Annotated in this window: 16 protein-coding genes; 3 read left to right on the top strand and 13 right to left on the bottom strand. The window is 58.2% G+C overall.

Annotated features, from left to right (window positions below; translation table 11 throughout):
* Positions 1-46: 46 nt before the first annotated feature.
* From AACR14_RS08730 to AACR14_RS08700, 7 genes are all read right to left on the bottom strand, one after another.
* Positions 47-970, bottom strand: a complete 924-nt coding sequence (locus AACR14_RS08730; protein ID WP_019445872.1) for a DMT family transporter — start codon at positions 968-970, stop codon at positions 47-49.
* Between the two features lie 171 nt (positions 971-1,141).
* A complete protein-coding gene (gene arcC / locus AACR14_RS08725; RefSeq protein WP_019445871.1) occupies positions 1,142-2,074 on the bottom strand; it encodes a carbamate kinase in 933 nt (310 codons plus the stop codon).
* A gap of 95 nt (positions 2,075-2,169) precedes the next feature.
* Entirely contained in the window at positions 2,170-3,594 is a 1,425-nt protein-coding gene (hydA, locus tag AACR14_RS08720) for a dihydropyrimidinase (protein ID WP_026034990.1), read from the bottom strand.
* Positions 3,595-3,708: 114 nt separating this feature from the next.
* Positions 3,709-4,926, bottom strand: coding sequence for a YgeY family selenium metabolism-linked hydrolase (locus AACR14_RS08715; RefSeq protein WP_005336806.1), 1,218 nt, complete (start codon positions 4,924-4,926; stop codon positions 3,709-3,711).
* Between the two features lie 139 nt (positions 4,927-5,065).
* Positions 5,066-6,265, bottom strand: a complete 1,200-nt coding sequence (gene dpaL, locus AACR14_RS08710; RefSeq protein ID WP_019445869.1) for a diaminopropionate ammonia-lyase — start codon at positions 6,263-6,265, stop codon at positions 5,066-5,068.
* A 137-nt stretch (positions 6,266-6,402) separates the two neighbouring features.
* Positions 6,403-7,590 (bottom strand): knotted carbamoyltransferase YgeW, encoded by a 1,188-nt coding sequence (ygeW, locus tag AACR14_RS08705; protein WP_019445868.1) that lies wholly within the window; start codon positions 7,588-7,590, stop codon positions 6,403-6,405.
* 228 nt (positions 7,591-7,818) lie between these two features.
* Positions 7,819-8,013: a hypothetical protein gene (locus tag AACR14_RS08700; RefSeq protein ID WP_156808800.1), complete on the bottom strand. Its 195-nt coding sequence runs from the start codon at positions 8,011-8,013 to the stop codon at positions 7,819-7,821.
* Positions 8,014-8,201: 188 nt separating this feature from the next.
* Between AACR14_RS08700 and AACR14_RS08695 the strand changes: the two genes are divergently transcribed.
* Positions 8,202-8,795: a hypothetical protein gene (locus tag AACR14_RS08695; RefSeq protein ID WP_019445867.1), complete on the top strand. Its 594-nt coding sequence runs from the start codon at positions 8,202-8,204 to the stop codon at positions 8,793-8,795.
* 41 nt (positions 8,796-8,836) lie between these two features.
* Here AACR14_RS08695 and AACR14_RS08690 read toward each other — a convergent pair whose 3' ends face one another.
* Positions 8,837-9,841: a Wadjet anti-phage system protein JetD domain-containing protein gene (locus AACR14_RS08690; protein ID WP_019445866.1), complete on the bottom strand. Its 1,005-nt coding sequence runs from the start codon at positions 9,839-9,841 to the stop codon at positions 8,837-8,839.
* Positions 9,842-10,053: 212 nt separating this feature from the next.
* On the opposite strand from AACR14_RS08690, the gene AACR14_RS08685 reads away from it, so the two are divergent.
* Together AACR14_RS08685 and AACR14_RS08680 are read left to right on the top strand one after the other, a co-directional pair.
* On the top strand, positions 10,054-11,295 hold the full coding sequence (locus AACR14_RS08685) for an esterase/lipase family protein (protein WP_019445865.1): 1,242 nt from the start codon (positions 10,054-10,056) through the stop codon (positions 11,293-11,295).
* A gap of 480 nt (positions 11,296-11,775) precedes the next feature.
* Complete coding sequence (locus tag AACR14_RS08680; protein WP_005352285.1) at positions 11,776-11,979, top strand: hypothetical protein; 204 nt, start codon at positions 11,776-11,778, stop codon at positions 11,977-11,979.
* A 79-nt stretch (positions 11,980-12,058) separates the two neighbouring features.
* Here the strand turns inward: AACR14_RS08680 and AACR14_RS08675 are convergent, their stop codons facing one another.
* The 5 genes from AACR14_RS08675 to AACR14_RS08655 all read right to left on the bottom strand — a co-directional run bounded on the left by AACR14_RS08675 (position 12,059) and on the right by AACR14_RS08655 (position 15,068).
* Positions 12,059-12,889 carry a hypothetical protein gene (locus AACR14_RS08675; protein WP_019445864.1) on the bottom strand — a complete coding sequence of 277 codons (831 nt, stop codon included), beginning with the start codon at positions 12,887-12,889 and terminating at the stop codon, positions 12,059-12,061.
* Between the two features lie 49 nt (positions 12,890-12,938).
* Complete coding sequence (gene def / locus AACR14_RS08670; protein ID WP_019445863.1) at positions 12,939-13,442, bottom strand: peptide deformylase; 504 nt, start codon at positions 13,440-13,442, stop codon at positions 12,939-12,941.
* A gap of 44 nt (positions 13,443-13,486) precedes the next feature.
* Positions 13,487-13,924: a GNAT family N-acetyltransferase gene (locus AACR14_RS08665; RefSeq protein ID WP_019445862.1), complete on the bottom strand. Its 438-nt coding sequence runs from the start codon at positions 13,922-13,924 to the stop codon at positions 13,487-13,489.
* Positions 13,925-14,230: 306 nt separating this feature from the next.
* Positions 14,231-14,542, bottom strand: a complete 312-nt coding sequence (locus AACR14_RS08660; RefSeq protein WP_026034989.1) for a putative quinol monooxygenase — start codon at positions 14,540-14,542, stop codon at positions 14,231-14,233.
* A 139-nt stretch (positions 14,543-14,681) separates the two neighbouring features.
* Complete coding sequence (locus tag AACR14_RS08655) at positions 14,682-15,068, bottom strand: septal ring lytic transglycosylase RlpA family protein (RefSeq protein ID WP_019445860.1); 387 nt, start codon at positions 15,066-15,068, stop codon at positions 14,682-14,684.
* Positions 15,069-15,142: the final 74 nt, after the last annotated feature.

Here is a 15,142-nt window from a genome sequence, read left to right as displayed (position 1 = left end):
CCCGCCATGATGGCGGGCCCTTTTTATTTCGTTGCCGACAATCGACTCAGCCGTGCTTGATGCGAGTCTCCCCCGCCACCGACACCACGGAGCGTTTGCCCTTGCGGCTAATCACCAACAGCGCCAGCACGATAAGGGCGATGCCGCTCCCCTCCACCGGCCCCGGATTTTCGCCCAGCAGCCACCAGGAGAGCAGCACGCCGCTCACCGGCACCGCCAGTGTGCTGAGGCAGGCAATCCCCGCTGGCAGTTTTTTCAGCACAAACAGCCAGAGACTCCAGGCGATGGCGGTGGCGAAGATGGCGCTATAGGCCAGCGCCCCCATCACGTAGGGCTGCCAGTCGATGGGGCGCTCCGGCACCAGCGCCGCCACCACGGCCATCACCACGGTGGCGTAGATCATCTGCCAGGTGGTGAGGGACATCAGATCCACCCCGGGGTGGCGGGCATACATCCGCTTGGCGATGATGGCGCTGATCCCCCAGCAGATGCCGGACGCAATCCCCAGCAGCGCACTCTTCATGGAATCGAGATGCAACTGCCAGGGCTCGATCACCAGCAGCAGGCCGCAGGCGGCCACCCCGACCGCCAGATAGTGGAGTTTGCGCATCCGCTCGCCGAGAAAGAGCGCCGCGAAGATCACCACCCAGAACGGCATGGTGTAGCTCAGAATGGCCACCTTGCCCGCCCCGCCGCTGATCAGCGCCCACTGGGCCAACCCCACCATGCCGCAGGTCTGGAACAGGGCGATGGCGAGGGTATAGCGAAACGGGGTGGGCTTGAGATAACGGCGACCGCGCATGGCCAATACCAACAACAAGACCAGAGATCCGCACATGCAGCGCAGGGCGGTGAACTCGAAGGCTCCCGCGTAGAGCATCACCTGCTTCATCACGATCCAGCTGTAACTCCAGATGGCGGTGAGCAGGATCAATCCCACCAACGCCGCCATATTGATCTTTCCGCTCATTTGCTTGTTACTCACCTCTTGTCACTCATTGCGCCGGGTCTGCTCTCGGCGTCTTGCCCGCGCTTGAAGGCGGCCATCTTACGCCGCTCATCCTCCGCTGACCATGACTGCCCCAAAATGAACAAGGGGGCCGACGGCCCCCGCAATCACACTCAACCCGAGCTGGGACGCCTAGCGGCTGATAAGGGTTCCCGTCTTGCCAGCAATGCCGTCGGCGGCCTTCTCCAGCAAGGTGATCAGGGATTTTCGCCCCGGCATGGATGTGGCGAACGAGAGCGCCGCCTCCACCTTGGGCAGCATGGATCCCTTGGCAAACTGCCCCTGTGCAATAAAGCTGTTGGCATCGGCCACGCTTAGCTGATCGAGCCACTGCACATCGGGCTTGCCGAAGTTGATGGCGACCTTCTCTACCGCGGTAAGGATGATCAGCATGTCGGCGTCAATCAGTTCCGCCAGTTTGGCACTGGCCCAATCCTTGTCGATCACCGCACTGGCACCGCGCAGGTGATTGCCCTCGCGCAGCACCGGAATGCCACCGCCACCGACGGTGATCACCACCTGACCGGCGGCCAGCATGGCTGAGACGGTCTCTTTCTCGATGATATCGACGGGTTTGGGGGATGCGACCACCCGGCGATAGCCACGGCCGGCATCCTCTTTGAGCCGCTCGCCCTTGGCCATCAATGCTTCGGCCTCCTCCTTGCTGAAGAAACCGCCAATGGGTTTGCTCGGGTCGAGGAAGGCGGGATCGTTTTTATCCACCTCCACCTGGGTCACCAAAGTGGCAACCGGCTTGTGAATACCACGCGCCAGCAAGGCCTCGCGCAGGGCGTTTTGCAGGTCATAACCGATATAACCCTGACTCAGGGCCACGCAGACCGACATGGGCAGATGGGGCGCCTTGGGGTCGTGGCGGGCCGCCACCTCGAACGCCTGCTGGATCATCCCCACCTGCGGGCCGTTGCCGTGGGTCACCACCACTTCATGCCCCTGAGCGATCAGGTCGGCAATGGTGCCCGCCGTGCTCTGCACCGCCTTCATCTGCTCGGGCAGGTTGTTGCCCAGCGCATTGCCACCAAGGGCCAGTACGATTCTCTGTTTCATCTTGTTATCTCCAGTGATGGGACAAGCCGGCGCAATACCGGCCCACCTTTCGTTGTTCACATAACCTTGCTGCTCTGCGTGTTTCGAACTGATTGTCAGCCGGCCACTGTGGGGCAAGGCGAGTGCAGCTCCGGCGCCAAGGCCGGATCAAAGGGCGCTCTGGCCAGAAAACGGCCGTGACCACGCCGCCCCAGAAACTCGCCGTCGCGAGCGACTATCTCGCCGCGGCTCAGGGTCATTCTGATCCGGCCGGGGCAATGCATCCCCTCGTAGGGGCTGTAGTCGCCGTTGTCGTGCAACTGTTGATGGGAAATCAGGGTGTCACCACGGGGATCCATCAACACCAGATCGGCATCAGACCCCGCTTGCAAGTTGCCCTTGCGCGGCCAGAGGCCAAACAGGCGCGCCGGGTTGGCGCTGGTGAGGGCCACGAAGCGGGACGGCGAGATGCGCCCGCCCAATACCCCGTGGGCAAACAGCAGCAGCATCCGGTTCTCGACACCCGGCAAGCCGTTGGGGCAGCGGCTGAAATCGCCGCCCGAGAGGGTCATGCGCTGGGCGTGGGAGAAGTTGCAGTGATCGGTCGCCACAGTGTCGATGTCACCAGCAGCAATGCCAACCCACAGCTTGTCCTGCTCGCGGCGTGAGCGCAGCGGCGGGCTGAGCAGATAGTCGACTCCGTTCTCCCGGTAGTAGCAGGAATCATCCAAAAGCAGATATTGCGGGCAGGTCTCCACCCAGACCGGCTGACCCTGACGGCGCGCCAGCTTCAGATACTCCAGCCCCAGTCCATTTGAAAGGTGGACGATATAGAGCGGCGCATTGCCCGCCAGCCCCGCCAGATTGATCATCCGGGCGATCGCCTCCGCCTCGCACTCCAGCGGACGGCTCTGCGGGTGATACCAGGGTTCATGGTGACCGGCGGCCAGCAGGGCCGCCCGCCGCGCCGCGATGGCGGCATCGTTCTCTGGATGGACGGTGGCGAGCGCCCCCACCTCTTTGAGGCGGGCCAGGGCGCGCAGCACGTCGTGATCCCCCAGCTTGTACTGGTAGGTGAGATAGAGCTTGAAGCTGCTGATCCCCTCCTCCTGCACCATGGCGGCCATCTCATTAAGGATGGCGTCATCCACATGCTGGATCACGCCATGAAAGCTGTAGTCGATCACCGCCTGACCGGCGGCGTAGTCGTGATAACGGGCCAGCTGGTGATGCAGGTTGCATCCCGCCGGGCCAAATCCCATGTGATCGACGATGGTGGTGGTGCCACCACAGGCTGCGGCACGGGTACCGCTGAAAAAGTCATCGCAACTGCGGGCAATCCCGACATCGATGTTGAAGTGGGTGTGGACATCGATGCCACCGGGCATTACATAGCAGCCGCTGGCATCGATCACCCCGGTTTCGCTATCGGGCTGGATATCGGCGGCACGGGCACGGATCACCCCGTTTTCGATCAGCAGATCCTGACGATATTCACCCTGCGCATCGACCAACACACCGTTTTTGATCAGCCGTTTCATCCCCACCACCTCGAACATCACTTCAAACAGCAAAACCCCGCCTCAACACAGACGGGGCACTTGCCACACTTGCGACAGCTGGGCGGCGATGGCAGTCACCACCCGGCAGTCCCCTTACTTGTCCAGCTCGGCCAGATAGAGCATGGGGATCACGGCGTACATGGCGGCGCACTTGACCAGATGCTCTTTCCAGGTCTTCTCGTTCGGTGCGTGGGCCTCCGGCTCTTTACCCGGGCCAAAACCGATGACCGGAATACCGTGGCGACCCATGATGGAGACCCCGTTGGTCGAGAAGGTCCACTTGTCCACCACCGGCTCCTTGTTGAACAACTCGCGATAAGCCTTGGAGAGGGTTTTGACGGTGATGTGATCCTCTTCCACCTTCCAGGTCGGGAAGTAGCACTCGGTCGGGTAGACCAGACCGGTGTAGGCCGGACGGTCGTACTGATACATGGAGACCTCGGCACCGGCGGCTTGCACCGCAGGCAGGGCACGGATCTCATCCAGCGCACCTTGCCAGGTCTCGCCCCAGGTGAGACGACGGTCGATGGAGACGGCGCAGCTGTCCGCCACGGCGCAGCGGCTCGGAGAGGTGAAGAAGATCTCGGAGACGGTCAGGGTGCCCTTACCGAGGAAGTCGTCATGACCGAGGTTGTGGCTGAGCTCCTGCAATTCGCCGAGGATCGGGCCCATCTTGAAGATGGCGTTGTCACCGCGCTCCGGCGCGGAGCCGTGGCAGCTCACCCCCTGCACTTCCACACGGATCTCCATGCGGCCGCGTTGGCCACGGTAGATCTGGCAGTCGGTCGGCTCGGTACTGACCACGAACTCGGGGCGGATCTTGCTCTGCTCGATGATGTACTGCCAGCAGAGACCGTCGCAGTCCTCCTCCTGCACGGTACCGGTCACCAGCAGGGTGTACTGATCTTCCAGCCCCAGATCCTTGATGATCTTGCCCGCATAGACCATGGAGGCCATGCCCCCTTCCTGATCGGATGCACCGCGGCCACCGATGATCTCGTGATCTTCCATCCCCTCATAGGGGTCGAAGGTCCAGTTGGCGCGGTTGCCGACCCCCACGGTATCGATGTGGGCATCCATGGCGATCAGGTGCGGGCCGTGGCCGATATAGCCCAGCACGTTACCCATGGGGTCGATCTCGACCTTGTCAAAACCAACCTTCTCCATCTCCTGTTTGATGCGCAGCACGACGCGCTCTTCATCGCAGCTCTCGCTCGGGATGGCGATCATGTCGCGCAGGAACTGACTCATCTCGGCCTTGTACTGGTAGGCCTTCTCCAACACCATTTCAAACGGAATTTGCTTGCTCATTGTGATTCTCCATAACAACTGAGAGTGCGCGGCCTGTTCGTCGGCAGCGCCCTGTGCCCATTACCGCCCCCCGTTGGCGAGGCGCGATCAGTTCTTCAATTCGTCTCTCTGCTCTCGCAGGGATTACTCACAGCCGGGGTTAATCGCAGGCAGGATGTTTGCCTTCCCACACCACTTCCCGGTAGTGGGTCACATCGGTGTCCCCTTCGGTGTTGATGATGAGTACCACCGAGTTGCTATCTAGCCCCAGACGTTCCATCAGCGCCGCGCGATCCGGGTGGTGACGCACTGCCGCCAGCACGCCGGTACCGACCGAGCCGGACTCACCGGAGATGATTCGGGGGTCATTGCCAAGGGGGTTGCCCAGCACCCGCATACCCAGTGCCGACACCTTGTCGTGACAGGAGATGAACTGGGTGGTACAACTCTTGAGCAGCGGCCAGCCAAGCGGATTGGGCTCGCCGCAGGCAAGACCGGCCATGATGGTGCGCATATCTCCCCCCACGTTGACCATCTCCCCCGCCACGCCGGAGCGGTAGATACAATCGGCCTGATCCGGCTCGACCACGATGCTGTGCAGGTTTTTCGCCCCGAAGCAGTCCACCAGATAACCGAGCACGCCGCCCGCCAGCGCCCCTACCCCGGCCTGCAGCAGCACGTGGGTCGGCTGCTTGATGCCCATATCCTGCATCTGCTCGACCGCTTCGTCGGCCAGGGTGGAGTAACCCTGCATGATCCAGGTCGGGATCTTGGTGTAACCCTCCCAAGCGGTGTCTTGCACTATGTGCCAGCCGCGCTCTTCGGCCATCTTCATGGTCAGGCGCACGGTGTCGTCATAGTTCATATCGGTGACGATGCACTCGGCACCGAGATTGAGAATGTGGTCAACCCGCTCCTGGGCGGAGCCCTTGGGCATGTAGACCACCGCATGCTGACCCACCTGCTTGGCGGCCCAGGCGACGCCGCGACCGTGGTTGCCATCTGTGGTGGTGGCGAAGGTCATCGGCTCCTTGATGGTGCGTTTGATGAGATCGAAGGAGAAATCCTCGATGGCCACCCCGTACTTTTCACAGAGCAGGTTGGCGATGGCATAAACGCCACCCAGCATCTTGAAGGCGTTGAGGCCAAAACGCTTTGACTCATCCTTGACCAATATATTTTTCACCCCGATATAGGCGGCCAGATCTTTGAGGTCGCACAGGGGTGTCGGTTCATAACCGGCCAGTTTTTTATGAAAAGCGCGAGCCTTTTGTGCTTCGGCGCGAGAAAACAGCGGAGATGGCTCGGCGGTAAAAAAGCGGTTATCGGCAATATCCATCTTCAGCGAAAATTGGGACATGCTTACCTCACTAGGCGTTACCTGACAAAGAGCTGCCTCGCCGGGAGATCCGTTATTCAGATGCCACGGGGAGAAAACTCGAAATAATGCGTTCAACAGCGTGGGCAGGATGAATATTCACCCTGCCCTGCCGTTATTTATTTCACCCGTTTTTGTGCCTCTTTAATCAGATTTTCCAGGGTTTCTGCCGGGGCGGAGAATTTACGGGCCATGATCATGGCGGCGATAATATAGGGCTTCCAGCTCGCCTCTTTGTAGGTGGCGATACGGTATTTCTCGAATACCCCTTCGGTTACTTCGCCCTCTTTGCAGGAGACGCCGGAAATATCGGCGGGCAGGCAATGCATATAGAGCGCTTCGCCCCCCTTGGTGAGCTTCATCATCTCCTCGGTGCAGTGCCAATCCTTGTGCTTGGCGTTCTGCTCAAGGCAATGTTTCTCCAGCTCCTTGAGGCCGGCGTGGTCATTGGCACGCAGTAACTCGGTGCGCTGCTCCATCACCTTGTAGGGGGCCCAGGACTTGGGATAGACGATATCCGCATCCTTGAACGCCTCTTCCATGGAGGTGACCTGACGGAAGCTGCCGCCGGAGGCCTTGGCATTCTCCTTGGCCACTTCGATCACGTCCGGGATCAAGTCATACCCCTCCGGATGGGCCAGGGTCACGTCCATACCGAAACGGGTCATCAGACCGATGATGCCCTGCGGCACGGAGAGCGGCTTGCCGTAGCTCGGGGAGTAAGCCCAGGTCATCGCAATCTTCTTGCCCTTGAGGCTCTCCAGGCTGCCGAAGTGCTCCTGCAACCAGGCCAGATCAGCCATCGACTGGGTCGGGTGATCAATGTCGCACTGCAGGTTGACCAGCGCCGGACGCTGGGGCAGCACCCCCTTCTCGAACCCTTCATCCAGTGCCGCACCCACTTCGCGCATATAGGCGTTACCGGCCCCCAGATACATGTCGTCACGAATACCGATTGCATCGGCGCAGAAGGAGATCATGTTGGCGGTTTCACGGACGGTTTCGCCGTGGGCGATCTGGGATTTGCCCTCGTCCAGATCCTGCTGGGCCAGACCGAGCAGGTTCAGCGCAGAGGCGTAAGAGAAGCGGGTTCGGGTGGAGTTATCGCGGAAAACCGAGATACCGAGCCCGCTGTTAAACAGTTTGGTGCAGATATTTTCGGCGCGCAGGGTCTTGAGGGATTCGGCCAGTTTCAATACCAGCTCCAGCTCCTGAGGCGTTTGCTCCCAGGTCAGCAGAAAATCTTTTTCATGCAGGTTGGATTTGAGTGCTCTGATCTCTTTGATTAATTCGTTAACTGCTTTCATCGTTCGCCCCAATCATTGGATGAGATATGGATAGCTCCCCTTTCACTCACGATGTCACCAGCATCCCGGTTGTGGGTGAGCGCGTCGGTTAGCGTCGATATGAGGCAATCAATAACCGTGCCAAGCCAATAAAATGCAGGCAGATATTAATAAATGGCGAAAGTGTGTGATGCCACCCACAAAATCAGCGGCTATTTAAGCGGTTTATTCAATAAAAAGGTGAGCGGATCAGCCAAGCCATAAAATAGCAAGGTGATAATAATCAGAGGCGATATCTCGGCATCGGTGAGAATTATCATCAAAGGTCTGTTTCAAGGGCTGAAATGATATCAGCGGGGCTGTCGTTATCATTATGATAATGCCCGCAGCACCTTGCTCTTTTGTTACCACATCTTCTGCAGAAATGTCACGGCCATCTCGCATCCCTTGCACTCCCCGCCCGTATCGCCTCTCACCTTTTCTTCCAGCCACATCGCTGGGCGCGGTTGGCCCAAGGTGCTAACGTGAATACGCCAGCTGCGCATCTGTATCGGATACTCAGGATAGGCCGACGTTCACTGCCGCAACTGCGCGGATGAACCTGCATGACTTACATCTTTGAGGGATTATCTATGTCCAGGAATGCTGCTCTGCTCATCACCCTGACCCTGCTCGGGATCGCCCCTGCCCACGCCATCAGCGCCAAATATGCCGAGCAGCTGGAGCGATCCGGTTGTACCCAGGTTACCGAGGCGCAGGGCTGTGACATTCACAAAACCAAAGCGGAAAATGCCAAGGCGGGATTTGGCACGGCCGCCCCTGCAGCGGAGGGCGGTCTGAATCTGAGCTATGAGCAGAAGCTGGAGCGCTCGGGCTGCACTCAGGTGAGCGAGCTCAATGGCTGCGATATCAACAAGACCAAGGCTGAGAACGCAGCTGCCGGTTTTGGCAATGCTCCTGCCGCGGCAACCAGCGCCAGCCCCTATACGGGCAACTGGATCGCCACCTTCCCCCAAACCGGCGCCACCGTGGCCAATATCCGTATCGATGGCAAGGATCAGGTGTGGGTCAACGACAAGAAGGTCAATGCCAAGAAATCCGATGGCGCGCTGGTGTTCAAGGATGGCATGGTCATCTACACCATTCAGGGGGATCGCCGCATCAAGGGTGAAGATGGCTGGGTCGATAATGATGCCGGCACCAAGGGGCCTATCAACGCCAAGTAAACAGCGGACCACAAAATGACGGGGAGCGCGGGCTCCCCGTTTCACACCTGATTGCCCATCTCTTCCAATGACCAGCTCCGCCACTGAGGGGCCAGAATCAATACCTCCTGCTCCAGCCAAGTCCCGTCTGTGATCAGTTTCTCAAGCCAGGGAACGCCTACCGGCGTGCCATGACCATCAACCTGATCAGCCTGCGTCGTCACACGCCAGGGCACCTTGCCACTGTCCGTCGCAAAGGTGCGTACCGGACGGGCGTAGTGATCCAGATAAGGTTGCAGCTCACAGGGAAACCAGAGCATGGCCGGTCGATTTAGCTCGCGCGCCAGCTCGATGGCAATATCGATACCCCGTTGATCGAGATCACCGAAATGGGCCCACTGCACGCCCGCAGGCAGCAGCGGGATCAGCTGCTTGGCCAGGGTGGTATTGCGACCGGGGGCAAAGAGCAGCAGTTGCCCGGGTTGCAGCGGGTAGTCGACGAAGGCCCCCTTGTTCTCCACCGTAATGACCCGCTCCCCTTGCCAGCCGATGGCCGCCAGCGTGCCCAGAGTCCGCTCCGGCAACGCCAACTCCCCCAGCAGCGCCATCATTGCCGTCATATCGTGCTGCTGACCCTGCCGATCGACCAGTGAGAGCGGTTCGAGGGTACGGATGCGGATCACCTCATCCTGCGTGAGCGACAATTCCGCAAGCAGTGGCGCGGCAAGGGATGCTGACCGCGGATGCTTGCTGTCCCCATGCCAGAGGGCATAAAAGCAGGCCTGATTGAGCCGTGCAGGCAAACTCACTCCCATTCGTTGCAGCTGCTCCCCCTTGTCCGATTCGGGGGGAGCAGCCCGAGCCAGTTGTCCGGTCAGATAAGTCCACCCCGCCTCGGTCAACACATAATGAGCACCTCGGCCAACCGGCTTGATCCCGGCCACTGCCTGCAACAGATCCTTCAACTCGCGGCCATGCCGACTCTCAAGAGAGCAGCCCTTTCCGTTCTGGCTATCGAGCAACCGTGCACACAAATCCTGTACCCGCATCTCATCAAACAGCGACATCCTCACCTCTCCATGTGGCTTCATATGACGAAGTAGAGGTGATTTTCCCTGTCATTACCGTGACCGGCTTCGCAAGCGGTTCTTATCAGCCCCGCCATGCATGGCCCGTTACTGGTAAACCCGCCACAAAGGGAGCAAGCTGGTTTGATATAGAGATACACTGCGCTCTTCGCGGCACGACAACGCGATACCCGCTTTCACAAGGGCTTGCCATGACCGACGCCACAGACCCCTCGCCATCCTCTTCCTGGCATCTTTCGGATATCCGCGAGCTGGCGCACCTGCTGACTCTGGCGCTGCCCGCCGCGGTAGAGATCACCGAAGCGGTACATCAGGCGGTACTGAGCGGTATGGGGCTCAAGGGGCGGGATGAGGGAAAAACAGCCGGGATCACCGGGCTGGTGTACAAGGGGGTACATGGCACCGCCAACACCCTGGGCAGCGGCATCAACCAACTGCTCAGCCGCCTGCCAGCCACTCCGCCGCCCCACCAGCTCCCCGAAACCCCGAAACGTGCAGCCCTGATCGCCACGCTCAACGGCGTATTGGGGGACAAGTTGGTCGAGCACCACAATGCCCTCGCCACCCCCATGACACTGCGCTATCAGGGCAAGCCCCTCGATTGGCAAGCGATGCCGGAGGATCTACCCCACGAGGGACGGGTGCTGCTGATGATCCATGGCCTGTGCATGAACGATCTGCAGTGGCAGACCGAACATCAAGGCAAACCGGTCAATCACGGAGAGCAACTTGCCGCCGCGCTTGGCTATCAGCCTCTTTACTTGCGCTACAACTCGGGCCTGCCCATTACACAAAACGGGCAGCTACTTGCCCTGTTGTTGGAGCAGCTGTTCACCCACTGGCCGGGAGAGCTCAAAGAGATAACGATAATGGGCTACAGCATGGGCGGACTGGTTGCCCGCAGCGCCTGCCACCATGCCGACGTGGCCGGGCTCACCTGGCCTGCGCACCTTGCCAACCTGATCTTTCTCGGCACACCACACCACGGCGCGCCGCTCGAACATGCCGGTCACTGGCTGGAACAGTTGTTGCCCGCTACCGCCTACAGCGAACCCTTCGTCAGACTGGCGCGGCTGCGCAGTGCAGGCATCAAGGATCTGCGCCACGGCAAGGTGATCGAGACGCTCGCCGCACCCGACCCCGCAGTGCCCTTGCGCGATCCTCGCGTTCCACTCCCCTTGCCCTGCAGCGTCAACTGCTATGCCATCGCCGCGACCACTGCCGCCAAGCGCAGCCTGCTGGCCGACCGGCTGATTGGCGATGGACTGGTGCCCCTTCGTAGCGCCCTAGGCCAGCACAGCGAGGCGCGCCATCAGCTTGCCTTTATTCCTGCCCATACCCTGATTGTCTATCGCACCAGCCATATGGCCCTGCTCGCCAGCCCGCATGTTGGCCAGCAACTGCTGCGCTGGCTCAGCCCCTTGCAGTTATAGCGAGCTGGCTATTAAAGCAACAGAGTGCTGGTTCACAAAGGAGCCCTGTGGCACTCTGGGACGTCAAAGGGAAGACCCACACTGACACCTGATGTGTCCCCACTTCAAAGGAGCGCCACCGATGGCCAAAGCAAGCAAGAAAGAGATCAAGAAGAAGATCGCCGCTCGTCTTGAGAAAATTGCCAAGCATGAAGGCAAGATCAAGAAGCTGAAGAAGGCCCTGAAGTAGGGCCCACCGCATAAGAAAAACCGCCAGCTGGCGGTTTTTTCATCCTCCTTTTCGCCCCTTTACCATCGTTTTGATACCGATGGCCTTAATGTAAACGCCTCAAGCGCACCTCAGCAAAACAACCCAGCTGAAACCACGCACGTTCCCATCACCGCTATTTGGTCTAACAGCGCCAATCGGGCGCCGCGCGCCCCCTTGCCAGCAACTACCTTCAACGGAGTGTTTGATATGAGCCAGCAGTGGAGCGCCATATGTACTCTTACACCCTCACCTTCAAGGAAGATGTCGATCGCCTGACCGCCCCCGAGCAGGAGATCACCTTGCAGAGCCCCGCTCAGGCGGGGGATTTTATTATCCTCTCCGACGGCAGCCGCCATCAGGTGATGTTTGTCACCCACCGCGCCCACTACAGCAGCCTCTATCTCGATAAAGGGGTCAGGGTGCCGCAAAGCTAGCGCAGCTCATCTCTCTATTTTCGAAAGCAAAAGAGCGGCTCCCGGCCGCTCTTTGATCTCTCTTTATGTGGATTTGCTGTCACAGCACCTTGATCACCGGTTGGTGCACTATCTCGACGTCATTTTTATAGACCACCAGCTCACCTGGTGGCACGCCTCGCTCACCCAGCACGGTGACGACGCACTCGTAGCGATAGGGGCCGCTCGTGAAGAGGTAGGTATGATTGCCCCCCGACCCCTCCACCCTGACGGTGCCATTTTTCAGCACCAGATCCGGCTTGTCGGCGAGCGTCTTGCCCTTGGCCCAGGAGGCGTAGCGATAGTGGCCATCGTCCAACTCATCGATGCGGATGGTAAATTTCTCGGTCTGCCACATCAGCGCGGGGTTCTTGTACTCCCGCAAACTGGGATGCAGATCGCTCTTCTGCCTGGCGATAAGCTCGGCTTTCAATTTGGCGGCCTGCGCCGTCTGATTATTGATACCGATCACCTTGCCATCGAAATCCATCCAGACCTCACCACTGCCCAACATGATGCCGCGCCAGCCCATGGCCTGCCAATCCTGCCCGACCCGGGAGGTAGCGATGCTTTTTAATATGGCGTCATCAAATACCTCGTCGAAACGGGTCAGCATCTCCGACGCGTTTTTAATGGCGGGAATGGGATACTCCTGCTTGAAGGGGTATTTCATTTGATTGGCAAGGGCCTGATGATCCCGGGCTTCCGCCGCATCGACCAACTGCTGCACAAAGGGGCGATATTCGGCCGGCAACTGCTCTTCGTCGGCTGATACGGGGAGTGCTACCCACAATGTTCCCAGCAACAGCAGAGCCTTCAGCCCATAACGTCCCCGCACCTCATTGCTATTGCGGCCAAACAGCGCCCTGACATTCCATCTTGCCACTTTCATTCTGCCTGCTCTCCACATAACTAAAACGGCCAGCCACTATCCGCAGATGTTAACTGGTGGACTTGAGAGATTTTGTAACTCGTTTGAGTGCCATCTGCCGTTTGAGCGGTGACAGGTAATCAATGAACAAGTTGCCATCCAGATGATCAATTTCATGCTGCATGACAATGGCCAAAAATTCGCTGCTCTCGATGGTGATCGGATTACCTTTTCGATCCAGTGCAGATACCACCACCGAGCAGTAACGCTCGACATCCGCGTAGTAATCCGGCACGGAGAGACATCCCTCTTGTCCAAGCACCTTGTCAGTACCGCTTATCAGTTGTGGATTAATCAAAACCAGCGGCTGATCCCTGCTCTCGGACAAGTCGATAATAACGATCGCCTCTTTGCGCCCGACTTGAGTCGCGGCCAAGCCAATCCCGTTCTCCGTCGCATACAGGGTCTCCAGCATGTCATCAATCAGCCCCTGTACGACAGCGATATCCTCAACTCGCTCGGCCTTGAGCCTCAACCTTGGGTCGGGAGCCGTCAAAATATTCAAAATCGCCATCACAACTCTCCATTAACCACTTTTTTCAATCCGAGGTCACAGCCCTACGGCCGGGACATGGAGACAAACTCTTGATCCTCTTCGACCACGTTGTAACCAAGGCGCTCATAAAACCGTATCGCCCCATGGTTGTCTGTGAAGCTGGACAAGGTGACCCGGCATTTCCCCTCACGCTCAGCCTCCTGATGAAGCCGTTCCATCACGGTAGCGCCAAGCTGCCGCCCCTGATACTGAGTGAAAATGATCAGCAAATGAACATGCTGGGCATCCTCATATGGCTTGCTACATAACAAACCAATGCGTTCTCCCCCATGCAGGATCCACGAAAACCATTGCGGCAGATAGGAGCTGGCTAGCCGTTCGCGTTGAAATTGGTCATCCCAGCCAAAGAGCGCCTCAACATAGGGAAAAATCCCCTGTTTCACGGCAGTAAAGACCTGCTCAAATTCACTTTGCGGTACATCTACAAGCTCAATACCCATCCTCGTCCTCCCTGCCCACCTCATATCGACGCGCTGATGGTCAGCACCATCGTTTGGTATGCCTTCCTGCGATAGCAGGTTATACCACTACCACTGAACTTGAGCCCAAATTAAATTCTCATTTGGATATCTCATCCGTTAACAGGAAGATGAAAACATCTTGGATATAAACAGGAGAGAGTAATTAAAAATCAGAGGATTAGTAGATGCAGGCAGGTAAAAGACTGGCGTGATAACTTGCTTGAAACACATCTTATCTCGCACTTGAGATATGAATAAAAAATCGGGCCCCCTGGCCCGAATGGATTAAGAGTAGCTGACCTCATCCAGGAAAATAAGCTGCAATGGCTCTGCAAGCAGAGACTCAGCCTGAGCGGCAAAGGCCTGAAAATAGTCAGTCTGACAATGGTTATCCAACGCGGCTTGGCTGACGAATGCCTCACGCATGTAAAAGGTGCCTGGCACATCCCGCAATTCAAACAGCACATAGTCCAAGTTACCCGGTTCGTGCCGAGTAGGCTCAATAAGCTTGATCAACTCCCGGCGCAGCTGCTCCCCCATACCGGCTCTAGCTTTAAGCACTGCAATGAACACAAGTTTCTCTTCATTCATCTTCATCTGCTCCGTTATCAGATCAATCATTCAAGTATTTCGATTGGGTGTACCTCTTGGATACGGAGCAGTGTAAGAGGGCAGACTTGCAGGATATAGCCATACAGAACGGACACTCTGTTCACGCCACTGAACAAGTGGACTGCTAGAGCACCTCTATTTTTACTTTGATAATCCCGTCGCGAATATTGCCGATGGTGCTAAAAGCCGATTTGGAGAGATCGATAATACGTCCATTTTTAAAGGCACCACGGTCATTGACCTTGACCACTACACTCTTGCCATTGGCGAGGTTGGTAACCCGCACCATGGCGCCAAAGGGCAACTCCATATGGGCGGCGCTATTGAGGTTGTTGCGATAGATCTCGCCGCTGGCGGTCTTTTTGCCGTGATAGCGGTCGGCATAATAGCTGGCGTAACCGGTTTCGCTATAGCCGCGCCAGCTGCCGCCGTGGCTCTCGTCATAACGGCTGCTACAGGCAGCCAGCAGCAGGCAAAGAGATAACAGCAGCCCTTTCCGGATATGTTGCACCTTTCCCCTCTCCTCTCTTCTTTTCACTCTGCGCTATTTTTGCATCTTCGATGCGGCCGGTGACGCTGGCGACA

It is taken from the genome of Aeromonas sp. 159, assembly GCF_963862045.1.
Lineage (GTDB): Bacteria > Pseudomonadota > Gammaproteobacteria > Enterobacterales > Aeromonadaceae > Aeromonas > Aeromonas veronii.
The sequence above is the reverse complement of the archived record's forward strand: the minus strand, read 5'-3'. Positions and strand labels throughout refer to the sequence as shown.